Below are 14,851 nucleotides of genomic sequence, written 5' to 3'. Positions count from 1 at the left end.
AGCTAGTGTTTACAGCGCTTTGCGCAACGTGGTCGGCGCAATCCGCAGCGCCTCGCGGTACTTGGCCACGGTGCGACGTGCGCACTCAATGCCTTGCTCTTTGAGCATCTCAGACAGCTGGTTGTCTGACAAGGGTTTTTTGGGGTTTTCGCTGGCGACAAATTGTTTGATCAGGGCACGCACTGCCGTGCTGGACGCGTTGTTGCCGCTGTCTGTTTCGAGTCCAGAGCCAAAAAAGTATTTCAGCTCAAAGGTGCCAAACGGTGTGCTCATGTACTTGTTGGTGGTAACGCGGCTGATGGTGGACTCGTGCAGCCCCAGCTCTTCGGCGATTTCGCGCAACACCATCGGGCGCATGGCGAGTTCGCCGTGGATGAAGAAGTTTTTCTGTCGCTCGGCAATGGCGTTGCTCACCCGCAAGATGGTGTCAAAGCGCTGCTGGATGTTTTTGATGAACCAGCGCGCCTCTTGCAGGCGTTGCTGCAAGCCCTGGTGCGCCTCGCCCTTGCCGCCCTTCAAGGCGTTGGCATAAATGTCGTGCACCCGCAGACGTGGCATCACATCGGGGTTGAGCATGACGCGAAACTTGGGCGTGACCGATTTGCCAATGCGCGTCACCAACACATCGGGCACCACCACATGGCGTTCCACGTCGGCAAAACGTCGGCCCGGTTTGGGTTCGAGCCGGGCAATCAGCGGAATGGCCGCTTTGATGTGCGCCTCGCTGTCACCCAAGGCCACCATCAAACGCTTGATGTCGCGCTTGGCGAGCAGCTCCAGCGGCTGCTGGCACATGCGCAGAGCAACATCGCACACGGTTTGCGCTTCTTCGCCCTGGGGCTTCAAGGCTCTGAGCTGCAAGCACAGGCACTCGGCCAAATCGCGCGCGCCCACGCCCACGGGCTCCAGGCTTTGCAGCAAGTGCAAGGCCACTTGAAAGCGATGTTCCAACTCTTCCAACTGCTCTTCGTCGTCTGCAGCCAAGCCCTCGGCCAGGCTGCGCAGCGAGTCTTCCAGGTAGCCATCGTCGTTGAGGTTTTCAATCAGGTAACGCAGGGCCGAGCGGTCGGTCTCGCTCAGGCGCAAGGACAAGGCCTGGCGATGCAAATGCGCGGTCAACGATTCTTGACTGCGGGCCAACTCGGTGGCATCTGCCGCATCGTCGCCGCCGGTGTTGTTGTGCGCGGGGGCGTCGCCGCCCCATTCGGAGTCATCGGCGGAGAACTCCACGCTGCCGTCCCCCTCCCAGCTCTCAGCCACGCCGTCCACGCTGGGTTCGGTGTCGCTGGCGGTGTTGTCGACCGAAATTTCAGACACGGTGTTGTCCATCGCGGCCATCTCGCGCGCTGGCTCTGCATCGTCCGCATGTGCGGGCGTGTCGGCCTGGGCCACGCCAAATTCTTCGCGTGGGGCTTCTTCAAATTCTTTGTCGAGAAACGGGTTCTCGTCGAGCATCTGCTCAATCTCTTGGCTCAGCTCCAGCGTGGACAGCTGCAACAGACGGATCGACTGCTGCAGCTGCGGCGTCAGGGCCAGATGCTGGGAGACGCGTAGGGAGAGGCCTTGCTTCATAGGGTAGGTGCGAGGGCCATGGCTACATGCGGAAGTGTTCGCCAAGATAGACGCGACGCACATCGGCGTTCTCGACAATCTCGGTGGGCGTGCCTTGGGCCAGCACACGGCCTTCGCTGATGATGCAGGCGTGGTCGCAAATGCCCAGCGTCTCGCGCACGTTGTGGTCGGTGATCAACACCCCCATGCCACGTGCTTTCAAAAAACCAATGATGCGTTGAATTTCAATCACGGCAATCGGATCGATGCCGGCAAATGGCTCATCGAGCAAGATAAAACGCGGCTGAGTGGCCAAGGCACGGGCAATTTCCACCCGACGGCGCTCGCCCCCCGACAAGGCCACGGAGGGCGACATGCGCAAATGCTCGACTCGCAACTCTTGCAGCAAGGCGGTCAGGCGACGGTCGATCTCACCCTCGGTCAGCGGGGCACCGTGGTCATCGCGTTGCAACTCCAGCACCGCGCGCACGTTGTCTTGCACATTGAGCTTGCGAAAAATCGAGGCCTCTTGCGGCAAATAGCTCAAGCCCAAACGCGAACGACTGTGAATCGGCAAATGGGTGATGGGCTGGCCGTCGATGGTGATGCTTCCCGCATCGGCCCGCACCAGGCCCACGATCATGTAAAACGAGGTCGTTTTGCCCGCGCCATTGGGGCCCAACAAGCCCACCACTTCGCCTTTTTTCACGGAGATGGACACATCGTGCACCACCTTGCGGCTGCCGTAGGCTTTTTGCAAATGCAAGGCCTCCAGGCAACTCACCGAGGTATCCGCAGAGGGCGTGGTGGAAAGTGTCTCGGTCACTTGTTGTCCGTCGTTGTGCTGCGCGGCGCCAAGGTGGCACGGACCCGACCTCCGGTGGACTTACCCGTCTCACCGGCCTTTTGGCCGTCGATGGTGAACACGTCCGTGAGGTTGTTGTAGACGATGCGCTTGCCCGTCATTTGGTCGGCCAGCACAGCGCCACGGTAGCGGCGCACTTCGGCTTGGTCGCTCATGATGACTTGGTCAGCACGCCCGTCGTAGTCAATGCGCAGGCCTTCGCCTTCCATGTACTCATCCAGGCCTTCACGCTTTTGACGGAAAAAAGCGCGCTTGTTGGGCTCGGGCAAGATCAGGCCAAATTGGTAACCATCCGCATCCTGACGAATCTCAATGCGCTCACCGCGCATGACCATGGTGCCCTTGGTCAAGACCGCACGGCCTTTGAAAACGCTGATTTGCTTGAGCTCGTCGTGCACCAGGCTGTCAGCCTCGATGTTGAGCGGTTTGTCTTTGTCGGCTTTTTCCGCGTGCGCTGCCGCCGGCAAGACGGCCAAGAGCAAAACCAACGAAAAAGAAGCGAATGAAGTCAAGGCACGAATATTGCTGTTATTTAACGTGGGATTCTAACCACCCACAACACCCGGCCTTGATGCCGTTCAGCGGCTGCGGCGTGCTTCAGCGATCAGGTACTCGGTGACCTGCAACGCACGCTCCATCGTGCCGGTCAAGGAGCCATCGGTGTAGAAGCGTCCCGCAATGCCCAAGGCTGGCACACCTTGTACTTTGAAGGCTTCTTGCAACTGCGTGGCACGGCGGGCTTTGGTGGCCACGCCAAAGCTGTTGAAGGTCTCGGTGAACTTGGCCGCAGGAATGCCGTTCTTGTCAGCCCAGGCCGACAGTGCCGCTGCGGTGGTGAGGTTTTGACGCTCGGTGTGGATGGCATGGAAGAGCTTGCCATGCATGGCATCGACCATGTTCAAGGCTTCAAACACATAGAAGGCCCGTTGCTGAGCTTCAAAGTCGTCGCGAAAGCGCACAGGCACGCGCTTGACCACCACGTCTTTAGGCACCGCTTTGAGCCACGATGCAAAGCGCGGTTCAAACGCGTTGCAGTGGGGGCAGCTGTACCAAAAGAACTCGATCACTTCGATCTTGCCTTCGCCTGCCTCGGTGGGCACGCGCTTGTCCAAGGTCAAGTACTCGATGCCCTCTTCAGGCTTTTTACCCTGGGCATGGGCCACAAACGGCAAGCCAGAAGAAGCCGCGGTCAACGCAGCCAAAGAAAAATCACGACGTTTCATACGTACCTCAGATCAAAAAATCAACGTTGTACCCGCACCATCGCGGAATCCAAATGTGCAGCTTCCAGCTTGTTGCGCACACGCTCGGCGTCGGCCTTGGTGTCCATCGGGCCCACGCGCACACGGTAGACGGTGCGCCCGCCCTGGTCGCGTTCGCTCACTTTGGCGTCGAGTCCCAGCAAGCCCAGCTTGGCACGCTGTGCGTCAGCTTCCTCGTTGGTGCGAAATGCGCCCGCTTGCACAAAGTAAATAAAGGGGTCCCCACCCACCACGGCGGGTTTGAATTCTGCGGTTTTTCTCTCGCCGGGCTTTGCTTCAACGGGCTTGGCATCTGCAGTCTTGGCCTTGGCCAAGTCACCCAGCGGGTCAGCACTCTTGGGGTCGACCTTGGTGGCAACATCGGGCTTGTTGGGGGCAGATGTCGGCGCAGGCACAGAAGCCTCGGGCTTGGCATCCACACCATCGCCTTTGTCGGCAGGCTTGGCCGGGTTCTTGCCATACAGCGGGGCGTTGGGGTCCCAGTCTTTGTTCTTCTTCTCTTCCGCAGCGTCTTGGTCGGCGCTGCGGTTTTGGCCTTTGTTCATGAACGGAATCGGCACCTTGGTGACGTACACCGCCACCCCCAGGGCCACGGCCAAGCCCACCACCAAACCGATGATGAAGCCCACCAGGGTTCCGCCGCGTTGCTGTTTCATGTTTGTCATCTCCGAACTCATGCAGCCGATTTACATGCTGCTGGGTGCAGACACACCCAACACCTTCAAGCCATTGTGCAGCACCTGCGCGGTGGCGGCGACCAGCGCCAAGCGTGCTTTTTTAACCGCCTCGTCGTCCACCAAAATGCGCTCGGCGTCGTAGTAGCTGTGGTAGCTGGCGGCCAGATCGCGCAGGTAGAAGGTCACATCATGCGGCGCAAAGTCGTGCGCAGCGGCGCTCAGCATGTCGGGGTACTTGGCCAGCAGCAACATCAGGGCTTGGGCTTGCGGGCTGTCCAATGCGGACAAGTCCACGTCTTTCAAATTGGCCACCTCGCCGCCATCTTTGTCGGCCCAGGTGCGCAGCACCGAGCAGATGCGCGCGTGGGCGTACTGCACGTAGTACACCGGGTTGTCGTTGTTTTTGGTCACGGCCAAGTCCACGTCAAAGGTGTACTCGGTGTCGGGCTTGCGCGAGAGCAAGAAGAACCGCACAGCGTCTTTGCTGGTCCACTCGATCAAGTCGCGCAGCGTCACATAGCTGCCAGCGCGCTTGGAAATTTTCACCTCTTCACCGCCACGCATCACGCGCACCATGGTGTGCAACACGTAGTCGGGGTAGCCCTCGGGAATGCCCAGGCCATCCACCGACGAAGCAGCTTGCAAGCCCGCACGCACGCGGGCAATGGTGCCGTGGTGGTCGGTGCCTTGGATGTTGACCACCTTGGTGAAACCGCGCTCCCACTTGGCCAAGTGGTAGGCCACATCGGGCACAAAGTAGGTGTAGCTGCCGTCGGTCTTGCGCATCACACGGTCTTTGTCGTCGCCGTAGTCGGTGCTCTTGAGCCACAGCGCGCCGTCTTGCTCGTAGGTTTTGCCAGCGGCTTGCAGTTTTTGCACCGCGTTGTCCACGCGGCCACTGGTGTAGAGGCTGCTTTCCAGGTAGTAGTTGTCGAACTTAACTTCAAAGGCCTTCAAGTCCAGGTCTTGCTCGTGGCGCAAATAGGCCACGGCAAATTGGCGCATGCCCTCGAGGTCGTTCACATCACCGCTGCCCGTGAATTCGCGGTCATCGGACTTGACCGTCTTCTTGGCCAAAAAGTCAGCCGCGATGTCGGCAATGTAGTCACCGTTGTAAGCAGGGGCGTTCTCGCCGCTGGGCCACTGCGCGTCCCCGGGCTTGAAGCCCTGCGCACGCAGCTGGGTGCTGGTGGCCAAGGTATTGATTTGCACACCTGCGTCGTTGTAATAGAACTCGCGGTACACCTTGAAGCCTTGGGTGGCGAACAAATTACAAATCGCGTCTCCCAAGGCCGCTTGTCGGCCATGGCCCACATGCAAGGGACCGGTGGGGTTGGCCGAAACGAATTCCACCAGCACGCGCTGGCCGTTGTCGGACTGAAAGCCAAAACAGTCTTGGGCCGCCAAGACCTCACGCACCACCTGCTGCTTGGCGGCGGGCTTGAGGCGGATGTTGATGAAGCCAGGGCCGGCAATCTCAATGTCTTGCACCCATTGCTGGTAAGCGGGCGCGGCCAACAAGGCCTCACGCAGTTGATCTCCCAACTGACGGGGGTTGAGCTTGAGCGGTTTGGCCAGTTGCATGGCCGCGGTGATGGCGAAGTCGCCATGGGCCGCCACTTTGGGCGATTCAAAAGCGGCCTTGTTGCCGGAGCCGGGCAACAAGGCGTCGAGGGCTTGGCTCAAAGCGGCCAGCAGTTCTTGTTTGACGAGGAGCATGCGGCGATTTTACGGGCCACCCCATTTATTTTTTTGGCATGATGTGTACCCATGCGCCAGCCCCAAGCCCCCCACCCCTCTGACCGTTTCCAGTACACCCCCACCCTCACATGCGTGATGCCGGCCTACAACGAAGGCCAAAACCTCGGCACCTTGGTGCCGCACGTGCTGTCGGCACTGCAAGCCCTGAGCTCGCAGGTAGAGATCGTGCTGATCAACGACGGCAGCCGTGACAACACCGCCCAGGTGATCGAGGCCTTGTGCGCCCAACACCACGAAGTGGTGGGCATCAACCTGTCGCGCAACTTCGGCAAAGAAGCCGCGCTCACTGCGGGCATTGACGCCGCGCGCGGTGAGGTGGTGGTGTTGATGGACTCCGACGGTCAGCACCCGGTGTCGCTGGTGGCCGACATGCTGCAACGCTGGCGCGAAGGCTCAGACGTGGTGTACGCCATTCGCCGCACGCGCGACGACCAGTCGGCCCTGCACGCCGGTCTGACGGGCATGTTTTACCAACTCATCAACATGGGCAATCGGGTGAAGATTCCGCCCCACGCTGGCGACTTTCGGTTGATGGACCGCCAGGTGGTGGACGCGCTCAAGGCCCTGCCCGAACGCAACCGGTTCATGAAGGGTTTGTATGCCTGGGTGGGCTTTGCCAGCACCGCCATCGACTACGAACCGCTGCCGCGCGCCGCAGGCGAAAGCAGCTTTGGTTTGAGGGGCTCGTTTGCGCTGGCCCTGACCGGTGTGCTGGCGTTTTCGATCGCGCCGCTGCGCGCCTTGACCATGCTGGGCTTGCTGCTCGCCACCATTGCGATGGGTTATGGCGCTTGGGTGGTGGCCGAGTATTTCTGGTGGGGCATCAACGTGCCCGGCTATGCCACCTTGGTGGTGGGGCTGATGTTCTTCAGCGGCATTCAGTTGCTGTCCATTGGCATCTTGGCAGAGTATGTGGGCCGCATCTACGAAGAGGTGAAGCAACGGCCCATGTACTTGGTGCAGCAGCGCTGGGGCGCAGGCCTGGCGCTGACCCCGGCCAAAGCGCCAGCAGCGCCTGACTTACCCGTCGACGAAGAAGTGGCGGTTTGAGCACGCCATGAGCAGCTTGCGCACGGGCTTTTGGTTTGTGGTGGTGGGTGCCGGTGCGGCCTTCACACACATGGCCGTGTTTGCACTGGTCGAGCCATCGTTGTGGCCCGAGGTGGCCAATGCCGTGGGGTTTGTGGTGGCGTTCGGCGTGAGCTTTGCCGGGCACCGCTGGCTGAGTTTTCAAGACGCGGGCACCTCGCTGTGGCAAAGCTTGCGCCGTTTTGCCATCACTGCACTGGCAGGGTTTGCTGCCAACGAAGTGATCTTTGTGGTGTTGCTGCGCGGCTTGGGGCTGCCGTCGTTCTTAGCGCTGTTCTTGGCGCTGGTGTTGGCATCGGCCCAAACCTTTGTGCTCAGTCGCCTGTGGGCGTTCCGACGCCGCAGCTGAAGCCCCCGCCGTGCTGCGGTACAGCGACCAGGCCTGCCCGCCCAGCACCAGCTCGAAGCCCTTGTGATGTTGCAGATTCAAACTGGCTGACCCATTGGGCGCCAGCACCCAGGCACCGGCTTGTTGTTGCAAGGTGTCCAAGCGGCTCAGTGGCTGCAAGGCGCGCGCGGCTTGGGCGTCAAAGTCGGCCCCTTCAAACAGCTCGCGACGCCAGTTGTCCCCGGCAGTGCGACGTTCGGTGTCCCAGTCTTGCAGCACTTCGATCGGCTGCTGGAGTTGGGCATAAAACGGCAAGTCGTACGGGTACTCGTCCAACACAGCCACCACATCGCCCGCCACGATCTCACAGCCCAGCACAGCGGCCACGTCGGCGCTGCTGTGGCGCAAGGTGTAGCGCCCCGCCACGATGTTGGCCGTCAAGGCCAGCACCAACGCCAACCCCACCAACCCGGCAAACAAGCGCCCGCCCCAGGCACGGGGTGCCAGGTGTTGCTGCCACCACACGGCTGCCAACACGGCGAGTGGCGGGATGACAGGCAAGGCATACCCAATGAGCTTGGAATTGGGGATTGAGAAGAAACCCAAAATGGCCAACACCCAAATCCAGCACAGCGTCACCCAGGGGCTTGGCACCGAAGCATCTGAAGCCGCAGGTGACGCAGCCATCGGCTGACTCGGCCAGCGCTGCTGCACAGCGGCACGCACACGTTGCCAGCCGTCCGCCAAGGCAAAGAACACCCAAGGAAACAGCAACACCACCACGGCCGCGCCATAGAACCACCAAGGGCGCGCGTTGTTGAACGTGGTGGCGGTGTAGCGGCCAAACTGGTGCTTGCCAAACATGTAGGCCAGCATGTCGGGATGCTCGCGCGCGGCCAACACAAACCAAGGCAGCGCCACGGCCACCAACAACAGCACGCCACTGACCCAAGGCAGCGCCCACACCTTGCGCCATTGCCAGGTCCACAGCACCCACAAGGTGAGCACAAACCCGGGCAACAGCAAACCGATCAGGCCCTTGCTCAACACCCCCAACGCACAGGCCACAAAACCTGCGCGCGCCCACTGGGCGTGCACGCCACGGGGGTGCAGCATGGCGCGCGCAAAGCACCAAATGGCCACGCTCATCCAGGTGGCCACCACCATGTCGTGGTTCACATACTGACCGCCCACCAAAAAGGCCAGGCTGCTGCCCAGCATCCATGCCGCGCGGCGTGCGGTGGCAGCACCGGCGAAGTGGCGCACACAGACACACATGACGCCCCACATCAAACAGGCATGCAAGGCCACCACCAGGCGTGCCGCCCACGGTGTGACGCCCAACAGTTGCATGGCCACCGCCTCCAACCAATACAGCAGCGGCGGTTTGTGAAAGAAGGGCACGCCGTCCAGGCGCGGGGTCAACCAGTCGCCGCTGGCGAGCATCCAACGGCCCACTTCGGCATAGCGGCCTTCGTCAGGCAACGCCAAGGGCCGCCACGCAGCCAGCACCAGCAAAAGCGCAGGCAGCAGCAACCAAGCCCAGCGGCGCATCCCCGTGTGTACGGGCACAGGCGCATCTGGGGGAACAGAAGAATCAACAGAGGTCATGAAATGTGGGTCGGTTGTCCGCTGCCACGCACCAAGCGCACACCTGCGTCACGCAGGTCTTGCACAAAGTCGTGGCTGGCCAGATACGCAAACTCGCGTGCACGCGCAGGGCCAATGTCGTCTTCGGCATGGGCGGAAGCCGCCGGATGGCACATGATCAGCGCAGGCTGGTCGCCCGCTGGGGCATCCAGCAACCAGCGCTGCATGTGCTGGCGGTAGTCGTTCAAGCTGCCATCAAAGCCATAAGCACCCAACAGCGGTGCCACGCAGGGCCAATTGTGTTGTTGCGCCCAAGCCTGCAACGCACGCGCGCCCATGGTGGAGATGACTTGCGCCTTCAAGCCCACTTGCGACACACGCGACACACGCAGCCAGGGGCGGGTGGGATGTGTGCCGTAGCGGCGCAGCAGCACCTCACACAAGGCCTCACGCAAACCAGCAAATTGCTGCACGTGTTGATGGCCATCCACATGGTCTGGGGGGGCTTGCCAGTGGGCTTCGAAGGCATCGAGCTGACGCTCAATTTCATCGCGCACCGCAAGGCCACGAAAACCGCCCCAGCAAGAGCGCCACATCACCGAGCGCAAGCTGCGGCCAAAGCCTGCTTGCTGCGCAAAGCTGCTGGTCCAGTCCAGGTGCAGGCCCACATCAAGCTGCGCGCGCATCTCGCGCAAAGCGGCGGCATCTTCGGGCCAGCGCGGCGCATGCACCATCACGCTGGTGGCGCTCAAACGCCCCAGCACACACAAGGCCACAATGCCCTGCGAAGTGGGCGCGTTGATCGCATAGTCGTCGGCGCACACAACCACGGATTTGATCAAGGTTGACTCACTCATACCGGACTCCCCCAGTAGTCTTGCTGGGCATAGCGGTCTTTGAGAAAGTCAATCCACAAACGCAGGCGCAGGGGCAAGTGTTTGCGCTGCGAGAACACGGCGTAAATGCCATTGGGCGCGGCCGCAAAGTCGTCCAACACCGACACCAGTTGCCCGCTCTTGATTTGCGTGGCCACCTCCCAGGTGCTGCGCCAAGCAATGCCATGCCCGCCCAAGCACCAGTCGTGCAAGACCTGCCCGTCCGAGCAGTCCATGCGCCCGGCGGGACGCAGGTGAATCACCTCATGCGCGCCTGTGGCGGTGGGCACACGAAAGGCCCAGCCTTTGGTTTGTGAGGCATCGCTGGAGAGTGTGAGGCAGCGCAGGCGCATGAGGTCGTTGGGGGTTTGGGGAGTGCCGTGGCGTTTTAAAAACTCAGGGGTGGCCACGCACAGGCGGCGGTTGTCGGCCATGCGCACGCTGACCAACGACGAGTCGGGCAAGTCGCCCACGCGCACCGCGCAGTCAAAGCCTTCGGCGGCCAAGTCAACCACCCGGTCGCTCAGGTTGAGCGATACCGTCACATCCGGGTGCGCCGCACAAAACTGCGGCACCAGCGGTGCCACATGGCGTCGGCCAAAGCCAGCCGGCGCGGTGATGCGCAAGTGCCCACTGGCTTTCAAGCCACCGGCGCTGACGCTGGCTTCGGCGTTGGCCACATCGGCCAACAAGCGCTGGCAGTCTTCCAAGAAGGCGCTGCCTTCGTGGGTCAGGCTGATGCGGCGGGTGGTGCGCACCAAGAGCTTGACGCCCAAATGCGACTCGAGCCCATCCAGCCGCCGTCCGATGATGGCAGGTGCAACGCCCTCGGCATTGGCTGCCGCAGTCAGGCTGCCCTTTTGCGCCACCGACACAAAGGACTCAAAGGCTTTGAGTTTGTCCATCGGGCAATTATCCACGGGGGGTGCGTCACCTAAACTCAGGCCATGCAACACACCTCCGTCCCCAGCGCCACCCCTTGGATGGCCCGCATCGGCGCTCCGCTTGAACATCTTTTCCCTGCATGGTTTGCCCTGGTGATGGGCTGGACAGGCTTGGCCCAGGCCTGGCTACGCGGCTCGGATTTGCTGGGCGACACAGCGCTGGGCCTGGCCTTGGTGGCAGGTGGTTTTGCCGCACTGATTTTTTGCCTGCTGTGTCTGGCCAGTGTGTGGCGACTCAAGCTGCACGCCCACGCGGTGCGCAAAGACTTGCAACACCCCATTCGTCATGCCTTCATGGCCACGTTTCCGGTGTCGGTGATTTTGTTGGCGGCCCTCGGGGCCGCTTTGTTTCAACACACCCACGCCATGCTCGATCTGGCCTTGGCTTGGTTTTGGTGTGCGGGCTCGGTGCTGGAGTTTGTGGCCACCGTGTGGGTGATCAGCCGTTGGCTGCGACCACCAGCCGAAGGTGGCTTGCAGTGGCCCACCTTGACGCCTGCGCTGTTCATTCCGGTGGTGGGCAATGTGTTGGCCCCTTTGGGTGGCGTGCCGCTAGGTTTTGAGTCTTGGGCTGCGGCTCAGTTTGGCATTGGCTTGTTGCTGTGGCCCATTTTGCAAACCCTGCTGTTTGTGCGTTGGGGCCAAGCCGGGCCCTTGCCAGCCAAGCTCAGCCCCACCTTGTTCATCAGCGTGGCCCCACCTTCTGCCGTGGGCTTGAGCTTGCTGCAAATGCAGGCACCGGCCTTGGCCGTGTGGGCAGTTTGGGGCATGGCTTTGTTCTTCCTGGTCTTGACCTTGACCCAGCTGGAAGCCATGCGCGCCCAGCCTTTTGGCATGTCGTTTTGGGGCATGAGCTTTCCATTGGCCGCCTTCAGTGCCTTGACCCTGCGCTTGGCCAGCACCCCTGAGGGGGCTTGGTTGCAACTGCCCGCACTGGGCATGCTGGCCCTGACGTCGCTGGTGATCTTGGGCCTGACCCTGGGCACTTGGCGCGGCTTGCGCAACGGCAGCTTGCTGCTGGCCGACGCGTGAAGACTGAGGTGTCTGATTAGCGGCGTATTTGTCAGGGCAACCCCACCCTTTGCGCGTGCAATTCGGCTGGCGCCATCCCCTAAGATTCGCACTGATATTTGCACCGATGTCTTTGATCCAAAATTTCCCCCCCTTTGATTCATCCAGAGAGAACGACCCATGAGCCAACACGCCACGCCCCGCACCCAAGTGCACAGTCTGCAAGTTGCCAGCAACCTGCACCAGTTCATCAACAGCCAAGTGCTGCCCGGCACTGGCGTGAGCGTCGAAGATTTTTGGCGCGGCTTTGATGCCATCGTGCAAGACCTGGCCCCCAAGAACATCGCCTTGCTGGCCGAACGTGACCGCCTGCAAACCGAGCTGGATGCCTGGCACAGCCAACACCCCGGCCCCATCAAAAACATGAAGGCCTACCGCGCCTTCCTGGAAAAAATTGGCTACCTGGTGCCCGTGCCCGCCAAAGTCAAAGCCACCACCAAAAACGTCGACGCCGAACTGGCCTTGCAAGCCGGCCCGCAGCTGGTGGTGCCGGTGCTCAATGCGCGCTACGCACTGAACGCGGCCAACGCGCGTTGGGGCTCGCTGTACGACGCCCTGTATGGCACTGATGCCATCTCTGAAGCCAACGGCGCTGAAAAAGGCAAAGGCTACAACCCCGTGCGCGGCGCCAAAGTGATTGAGTACGCACGCTATGTGCTGGACCGCACCGCCCCCTTGAAGAGCGGTTCACACATCGACTCCACTGGCTACGCCGTGGTGAATGGCGCCTTGGCGGTGACGCTGAAAAACGGCAAAACCACAGCGCTGGCCAAAGCCGCACAACTGATTGGCTACCAAGGTGATGCCGCCGCGCCGTCGTCGGTGCTGTTGCAACACAACGGCCTGCACTTGGACTTGCAAATCAACCGCAACACCGCCATTGGTGCCAGCGATGCCGCAGGCGTGAGCGACTTGGTGGTGGAAGCCGCTTTGTCCACCATCCTCGACCTGGAAGACTCCGTGGCCGTGGTGGACGCGGACGACAAAGTGCTGGCCTACGGCAACTGGTTGGGCATTGTCAAAGGCACGCTGACCGAGGCTGTGGAGAAAAACGGCAAAACCTTCACCCGTGGCCTGAACGCAGACCGCGTCTACACCGGCACCAAGGGCCAACCCGTCACGCTGCATGGCCGCTCGCTGCTGTTCTTGCGCAACGTGGGTCACCTCATGACCAACCCCGCCATCCTGTACACCGGCCAAGACGGCCAAGTGCACGAGATTCCTGAAGGCATCCTAGATGCCGTGGTCACCACCGCCATCGCACTGCACGACTTGCAAGGCCACGGCGCCAACGGCATTCGCAACTCGCGCACCGGCTCGGTCTACATCGTCAAACCCAAAATGCACGGCCCCGCAGAAGTGGGCTTTGCTGCCGAACTGTTTGGTCGCGTGGAAAAGGTCTTGGGCTTGGCCGACAGCACGGTCAAGCTGGGCATCATGGACGAAGAGCGTCGCACCAGCGTGAACCTGAAGGCGTGTATTGCCGCTGCGGCCAGCCGCGTGGCCTTCATCAACACTGGCTTTTTGGATCGCACGGGCGACGAAATGCACACCGCCATGTTGGCAGGCCCCATGCTGCGCAAAGGCGACATGAAGACCACCCCTTGGATTCAGGCCTACGAAAAGAACAACGTGCTGGTCGGCTTGTCATGCGGCTTGCGCGGCAAGGCGCAAATCGGCAAAGGCATGTGGGCCATGCCCGACCTGATGGCCGCCATGCTGCAACAAAAAATTGCCCACCCCAAAGCCGGTGCCAACACCGCCTGGGTGCCCAGCCCCACGGCGGCAGTGTTGCATGCCATGCACTACCACCAGGTCAAGGTCGTCGATGTGCAAAAAGACATGGAGAAGATCGACGCTGACGGTCAACGTGACGCCTTGCTCAACGACTTGCTGCAAGTGCCCGTGGTGGCCAAGCCAAAATGGAAAGACGCCGAGAAGCAAGAAGAGCTCGACAACAACGCCCAAGGCATCTTGGGCTATGTGGTGCGCTGGATTGACCAAGGCGTGGGTTGCTCCAAAGTGCCCGACATCCACAACGTGGGGTTGATGGAAGACCGCGCCACCCTGCGCATCTCCAGCCAACACATGGCCAACTGGCTGCACCACGGCGTGGTGACCAAGGCCCAGGTGAACGCCACCTTCAAGCGCATGGCCAAGGTGGTGGACAAGCAAAACAAGGGCGATCCGCTGTACAAAAACATGGCGGGCAACTTTGCCACCTCTGCGGCTTACCAAGCGGCTATCGACTTGGTGTTCAAAGGCAAAGAGCAACCCAGCGGCTACACCGAGCCCCTGCTGCATGCTTGGCGCTTGAAGGTGAAGGCGGGCACAGCCTAAAGGCAGGTCAACCGCAGCCCCTGACAAACGGCACCTGCGGGTGCCGTTTGTTTTGATCAAGTTACTATGATCAAGCTCTATCTCCTTTAGGAATACACATGTCCAACTCATACGCACAAACACTGGTGCGCTTCGCACTGCGCACCCTCATCGGTTTGGTGTTGACCGTGGTGCTGCTGGCTGGGCTGTACCTGCTATTTGCTTACCACTTCACCTACTCGCGTGGCGAGAGCGTGGGCTATGTGCAAAAGCTCTCCTACAAGGGTTGGGTCTGTAAAACATGGGAGGGCGAGCAAGTGCGGGCGTTGGCCACCATGCCCGCCATTCCCGAAAAGTTTGCCTTCACTGTGCGTGACAACGCGATAGCCGACCAGATCAACGCCCACATCGGTCAGAAGGTGGTGATGGAGTACGCGCAACACAAAGGCTTGCCCGAGTGCTTTGGCGAGACCCAGTACTTTGTGGTGGCGGTGCGCCCGGCACCTGGCGAGTGAAACG

At 61.1% G+C, this 14,851-nt stretch carries 14 protein-coding genes; 5 read left to right on the top strand and 9 right to left on the bottom strand.

Going from position 1 to position 14,851, the window contains the following annotated elements; all coding sequences use genetic code 11:
• Nucleotides 1-9 precede the first annotated feature (9 nt).
• The 6 genes from B9Z41_RS12375 to argS form a co-directional block, all read right to left on the bottom strand.
• On the bottom strand, nucleotides 10-1,572 hold the full coding sequence (locus B9Z41_RS12375) for an RNA polymerase factor sigma-54 (protein WP_100147370.1): 1,563 nt from the start codon (nucleotides 1,570-1,572) through the stop codon (nucleotides 10-12).
• A 22-nt stretch (nucleotides 1,573-1,594) separates the two neighbouring features.
• On the bottom strand, nucleotides 1,595-2,377 hold the full coding sequence (gene lptB, locus B9Z41_RS12370) for an LPS export ABC transporter ATP-binding protein (RefSeq protein WP_100147369.1): 783 nt from the start codon (nucleotides 2,375-2,377) through the stop codon (nucleotides 1,595-1,597).
• Complete coding sequence (gene lptA / locus B9Z41_RS12365; protein WP_100147368.1) at nucleotides 2,374-2,928, bottom strand: lipopolysaccharide transport periplasmic protein LptA; 555 nt, start codon at nucleotides 2,926-2,928, stop codon at nucleotides 2,374-2,376. Before lptA ends, lptB begins: the two co-directional genes overlap by 4 nt.
• A 66-nt stretch (nucleotides 2,929-2,994) precedes the next feature.
• Nucleotides 2,995-3,639 (bottom strand): thiol:disulfide interchange protein DsbA/DsbL, encoded by a 645-nt coding sequence (locus B9Z41_RS12360; protein WP_100147367.1) that lies wholly within the window; start codon nucleotides 3,637-3,639, stop codon nucleotides 2,995-2,997.
• A gap of 20 nt (nucleotides 3,640-3,659) precedes the next feature.
• Complete coding sequence (locus tag B9Z41_RS12355) at nucleotides 3,660-4,334, bottom strand: SPOR domain-containing protein (protein ID WP_369823332.1); 675 nt, start codon at nucleotides 4,332-4,334, stop codon at nucleotides 3,660-3,662.
• A gap of 30 nt (nucleotides 4,335-4,364) precedes the next feature.
• On the bottom strand, nucleotides 4,365-6,074 hold the full coding sequence (gene argS / locus B9Z41_RS12350) for an arginine--tRNA ligase (protein WP_100147366.1): 1,710 nt from the start codon (nucleotides 6,072-6,074) through the stop codon (nucleotides 4,365-4,367).
• A 51-nt stretch (nucleotides 6,075-6,125) separates the two neighbouring features.
• Here argS and B9Z41_RS12345 point away from each other — a divergent pair, with 51 nt between their 5' ends.
• Both B9Z41_RS12345 and B9Z41_RS12340 read left to right on the top strand, forming a co-directional pair.
• Nucleotides 6,126-7,166 carry a glycosyltransferase family 2 protein gene (locus B9Z41_RS12345; RefSeq protein ID WP_100147365.1) on the top strand — a complete coding sequence of 347 codons (1,041 nt, stop codon included), beginning with the start codon at nucleotides 6,126-6,128 and terminating at the stop codon, nucleotides 7,164-7,166.
• Nucleotides 7,167-7,173: 7 nt separating this feature from the next.
• The gene (locus B9Z41_RS12340) at nucleotides 7,174-7,554 is read left to right on the top strand and encodes a GtrA family protein (protein WP_100147364.1); all 381 of its coding nucleotides are present in this window, start codon (nucleotides 7,174-7,176) and stop codon (nucleotides 7,552-7,554) included.
• Here B9Z41_RS12340 and B9Z41_RS12335 read toward each other — a convergent pair.
• Genes B9Z41_RS12335 through B9Z41_RS12325 form a run of 3 tightly spaced genes read right to left on the bottom strand, consistent with a single transcriptional unit; the run spans nucleotide 7,471 to nucleotide 10,903 of the window.
• Nucleotides 7,471-9,144, bottom strand: a complete 1,674-nt coding sequence (locus B9Z41_RS12335) for a glycosyltransferase family 39 protein (protein ID WP_233202668.1) — start codon at nucleotides 9,142-9,144, stop codon at nucleotides 7,471-7,473. The two genes, B9Z41_RS12340 and B9Z41_RS12335, sit on opposite strands and share 84 nt — an antisense overlap.
• Nucleotides 9,141-9,980, bottom strand: coding sequence for a ChbG/HpnK family deacetylase (locus B9Z41_RS12330; RefSeq protein ID WP_233202667.1), 840 nt, complete (start codon nucleotides 9,978-9,980; stop codon nucleotides 9,141-9,143). Before B9Z41_RS12330 ends, B9Z41_RS12335 begins: the two co-directional genes overlap by 4 nt.
• Nucleotides 9,977-10,903 (bottom strand): LysR family transcriptional regulator, encoded by a 927-nt coding sequence (locus B9Z41_RS12325; protein WP_100147362.1) that lies wholly within the window; start codon nucleotides 10,901-10,903, stop codon nucleotides 9,977-9,979. Before B9Z41_RS12325 ends, B9Z41_RS12330 begins: the two co-directional genes overlap by 4 nt.
• 42 nt (nucleotides 10,904-10,945) lie before the next feature.
• On the opposite strand from B9Z41_RS12325, the gene B9Z41_RS12320 reads away from it, so the two are divergent.
• The 3 genes from B9Z41_RS12320 (at nucleotide 10,946) to B9Z41_RS12310 (ending at nucleotide 14,847) form a co-directional block, all read left to right on the top strand.
• A complete protein-coding gene (locus tag B9Z41_RS12320; RefSeq protein ID WP_233202666.1) occupies nucleotides 10,946-11,974 on the top strand; it encodes an SLAC1 anion channel family protein in 1,029 nt (342 codons plus the stop codon).
• 159 nt (nucleotides 11,975-12,133) lie between these two features.
• Entirely contained in the window at nucleotides 12,134-14,353 is a 2,220-nt protein-coding gene (locus tag B9Z41_RS12315; RefSeq protein WP_100147361.1) for a malate synthase G, read from the top strand.
• Between the two features lie 98 nt (nucleotides 14,354-14,451).
• A complete protein-coding gene (locus B9Z41_RS12310; RefSeq protein WP_100147360.1) occupies nucleotides 14,452-14,847 on the top strand; it encodes a hypothetical protein in 396 nt (131 codons plus the stop codon).
• Nucleotides 14,848-14,851: the final 4 nt, after the last annotated feature.

The organism is Limnohabitans sp. JirII-31 (assembly GCF_002778315.1).
GTDB lineage: Bacteria > Pseudomonadota > Gammaproteobacteria > Burkholderiales > Burkholderiaceae_C > Limnohabitans.
The sequence above is the reverse complement of the archived record's forward strand: the minus strand, read 5'-3'. Positions and strand labels throughout refer to the sequence as shown.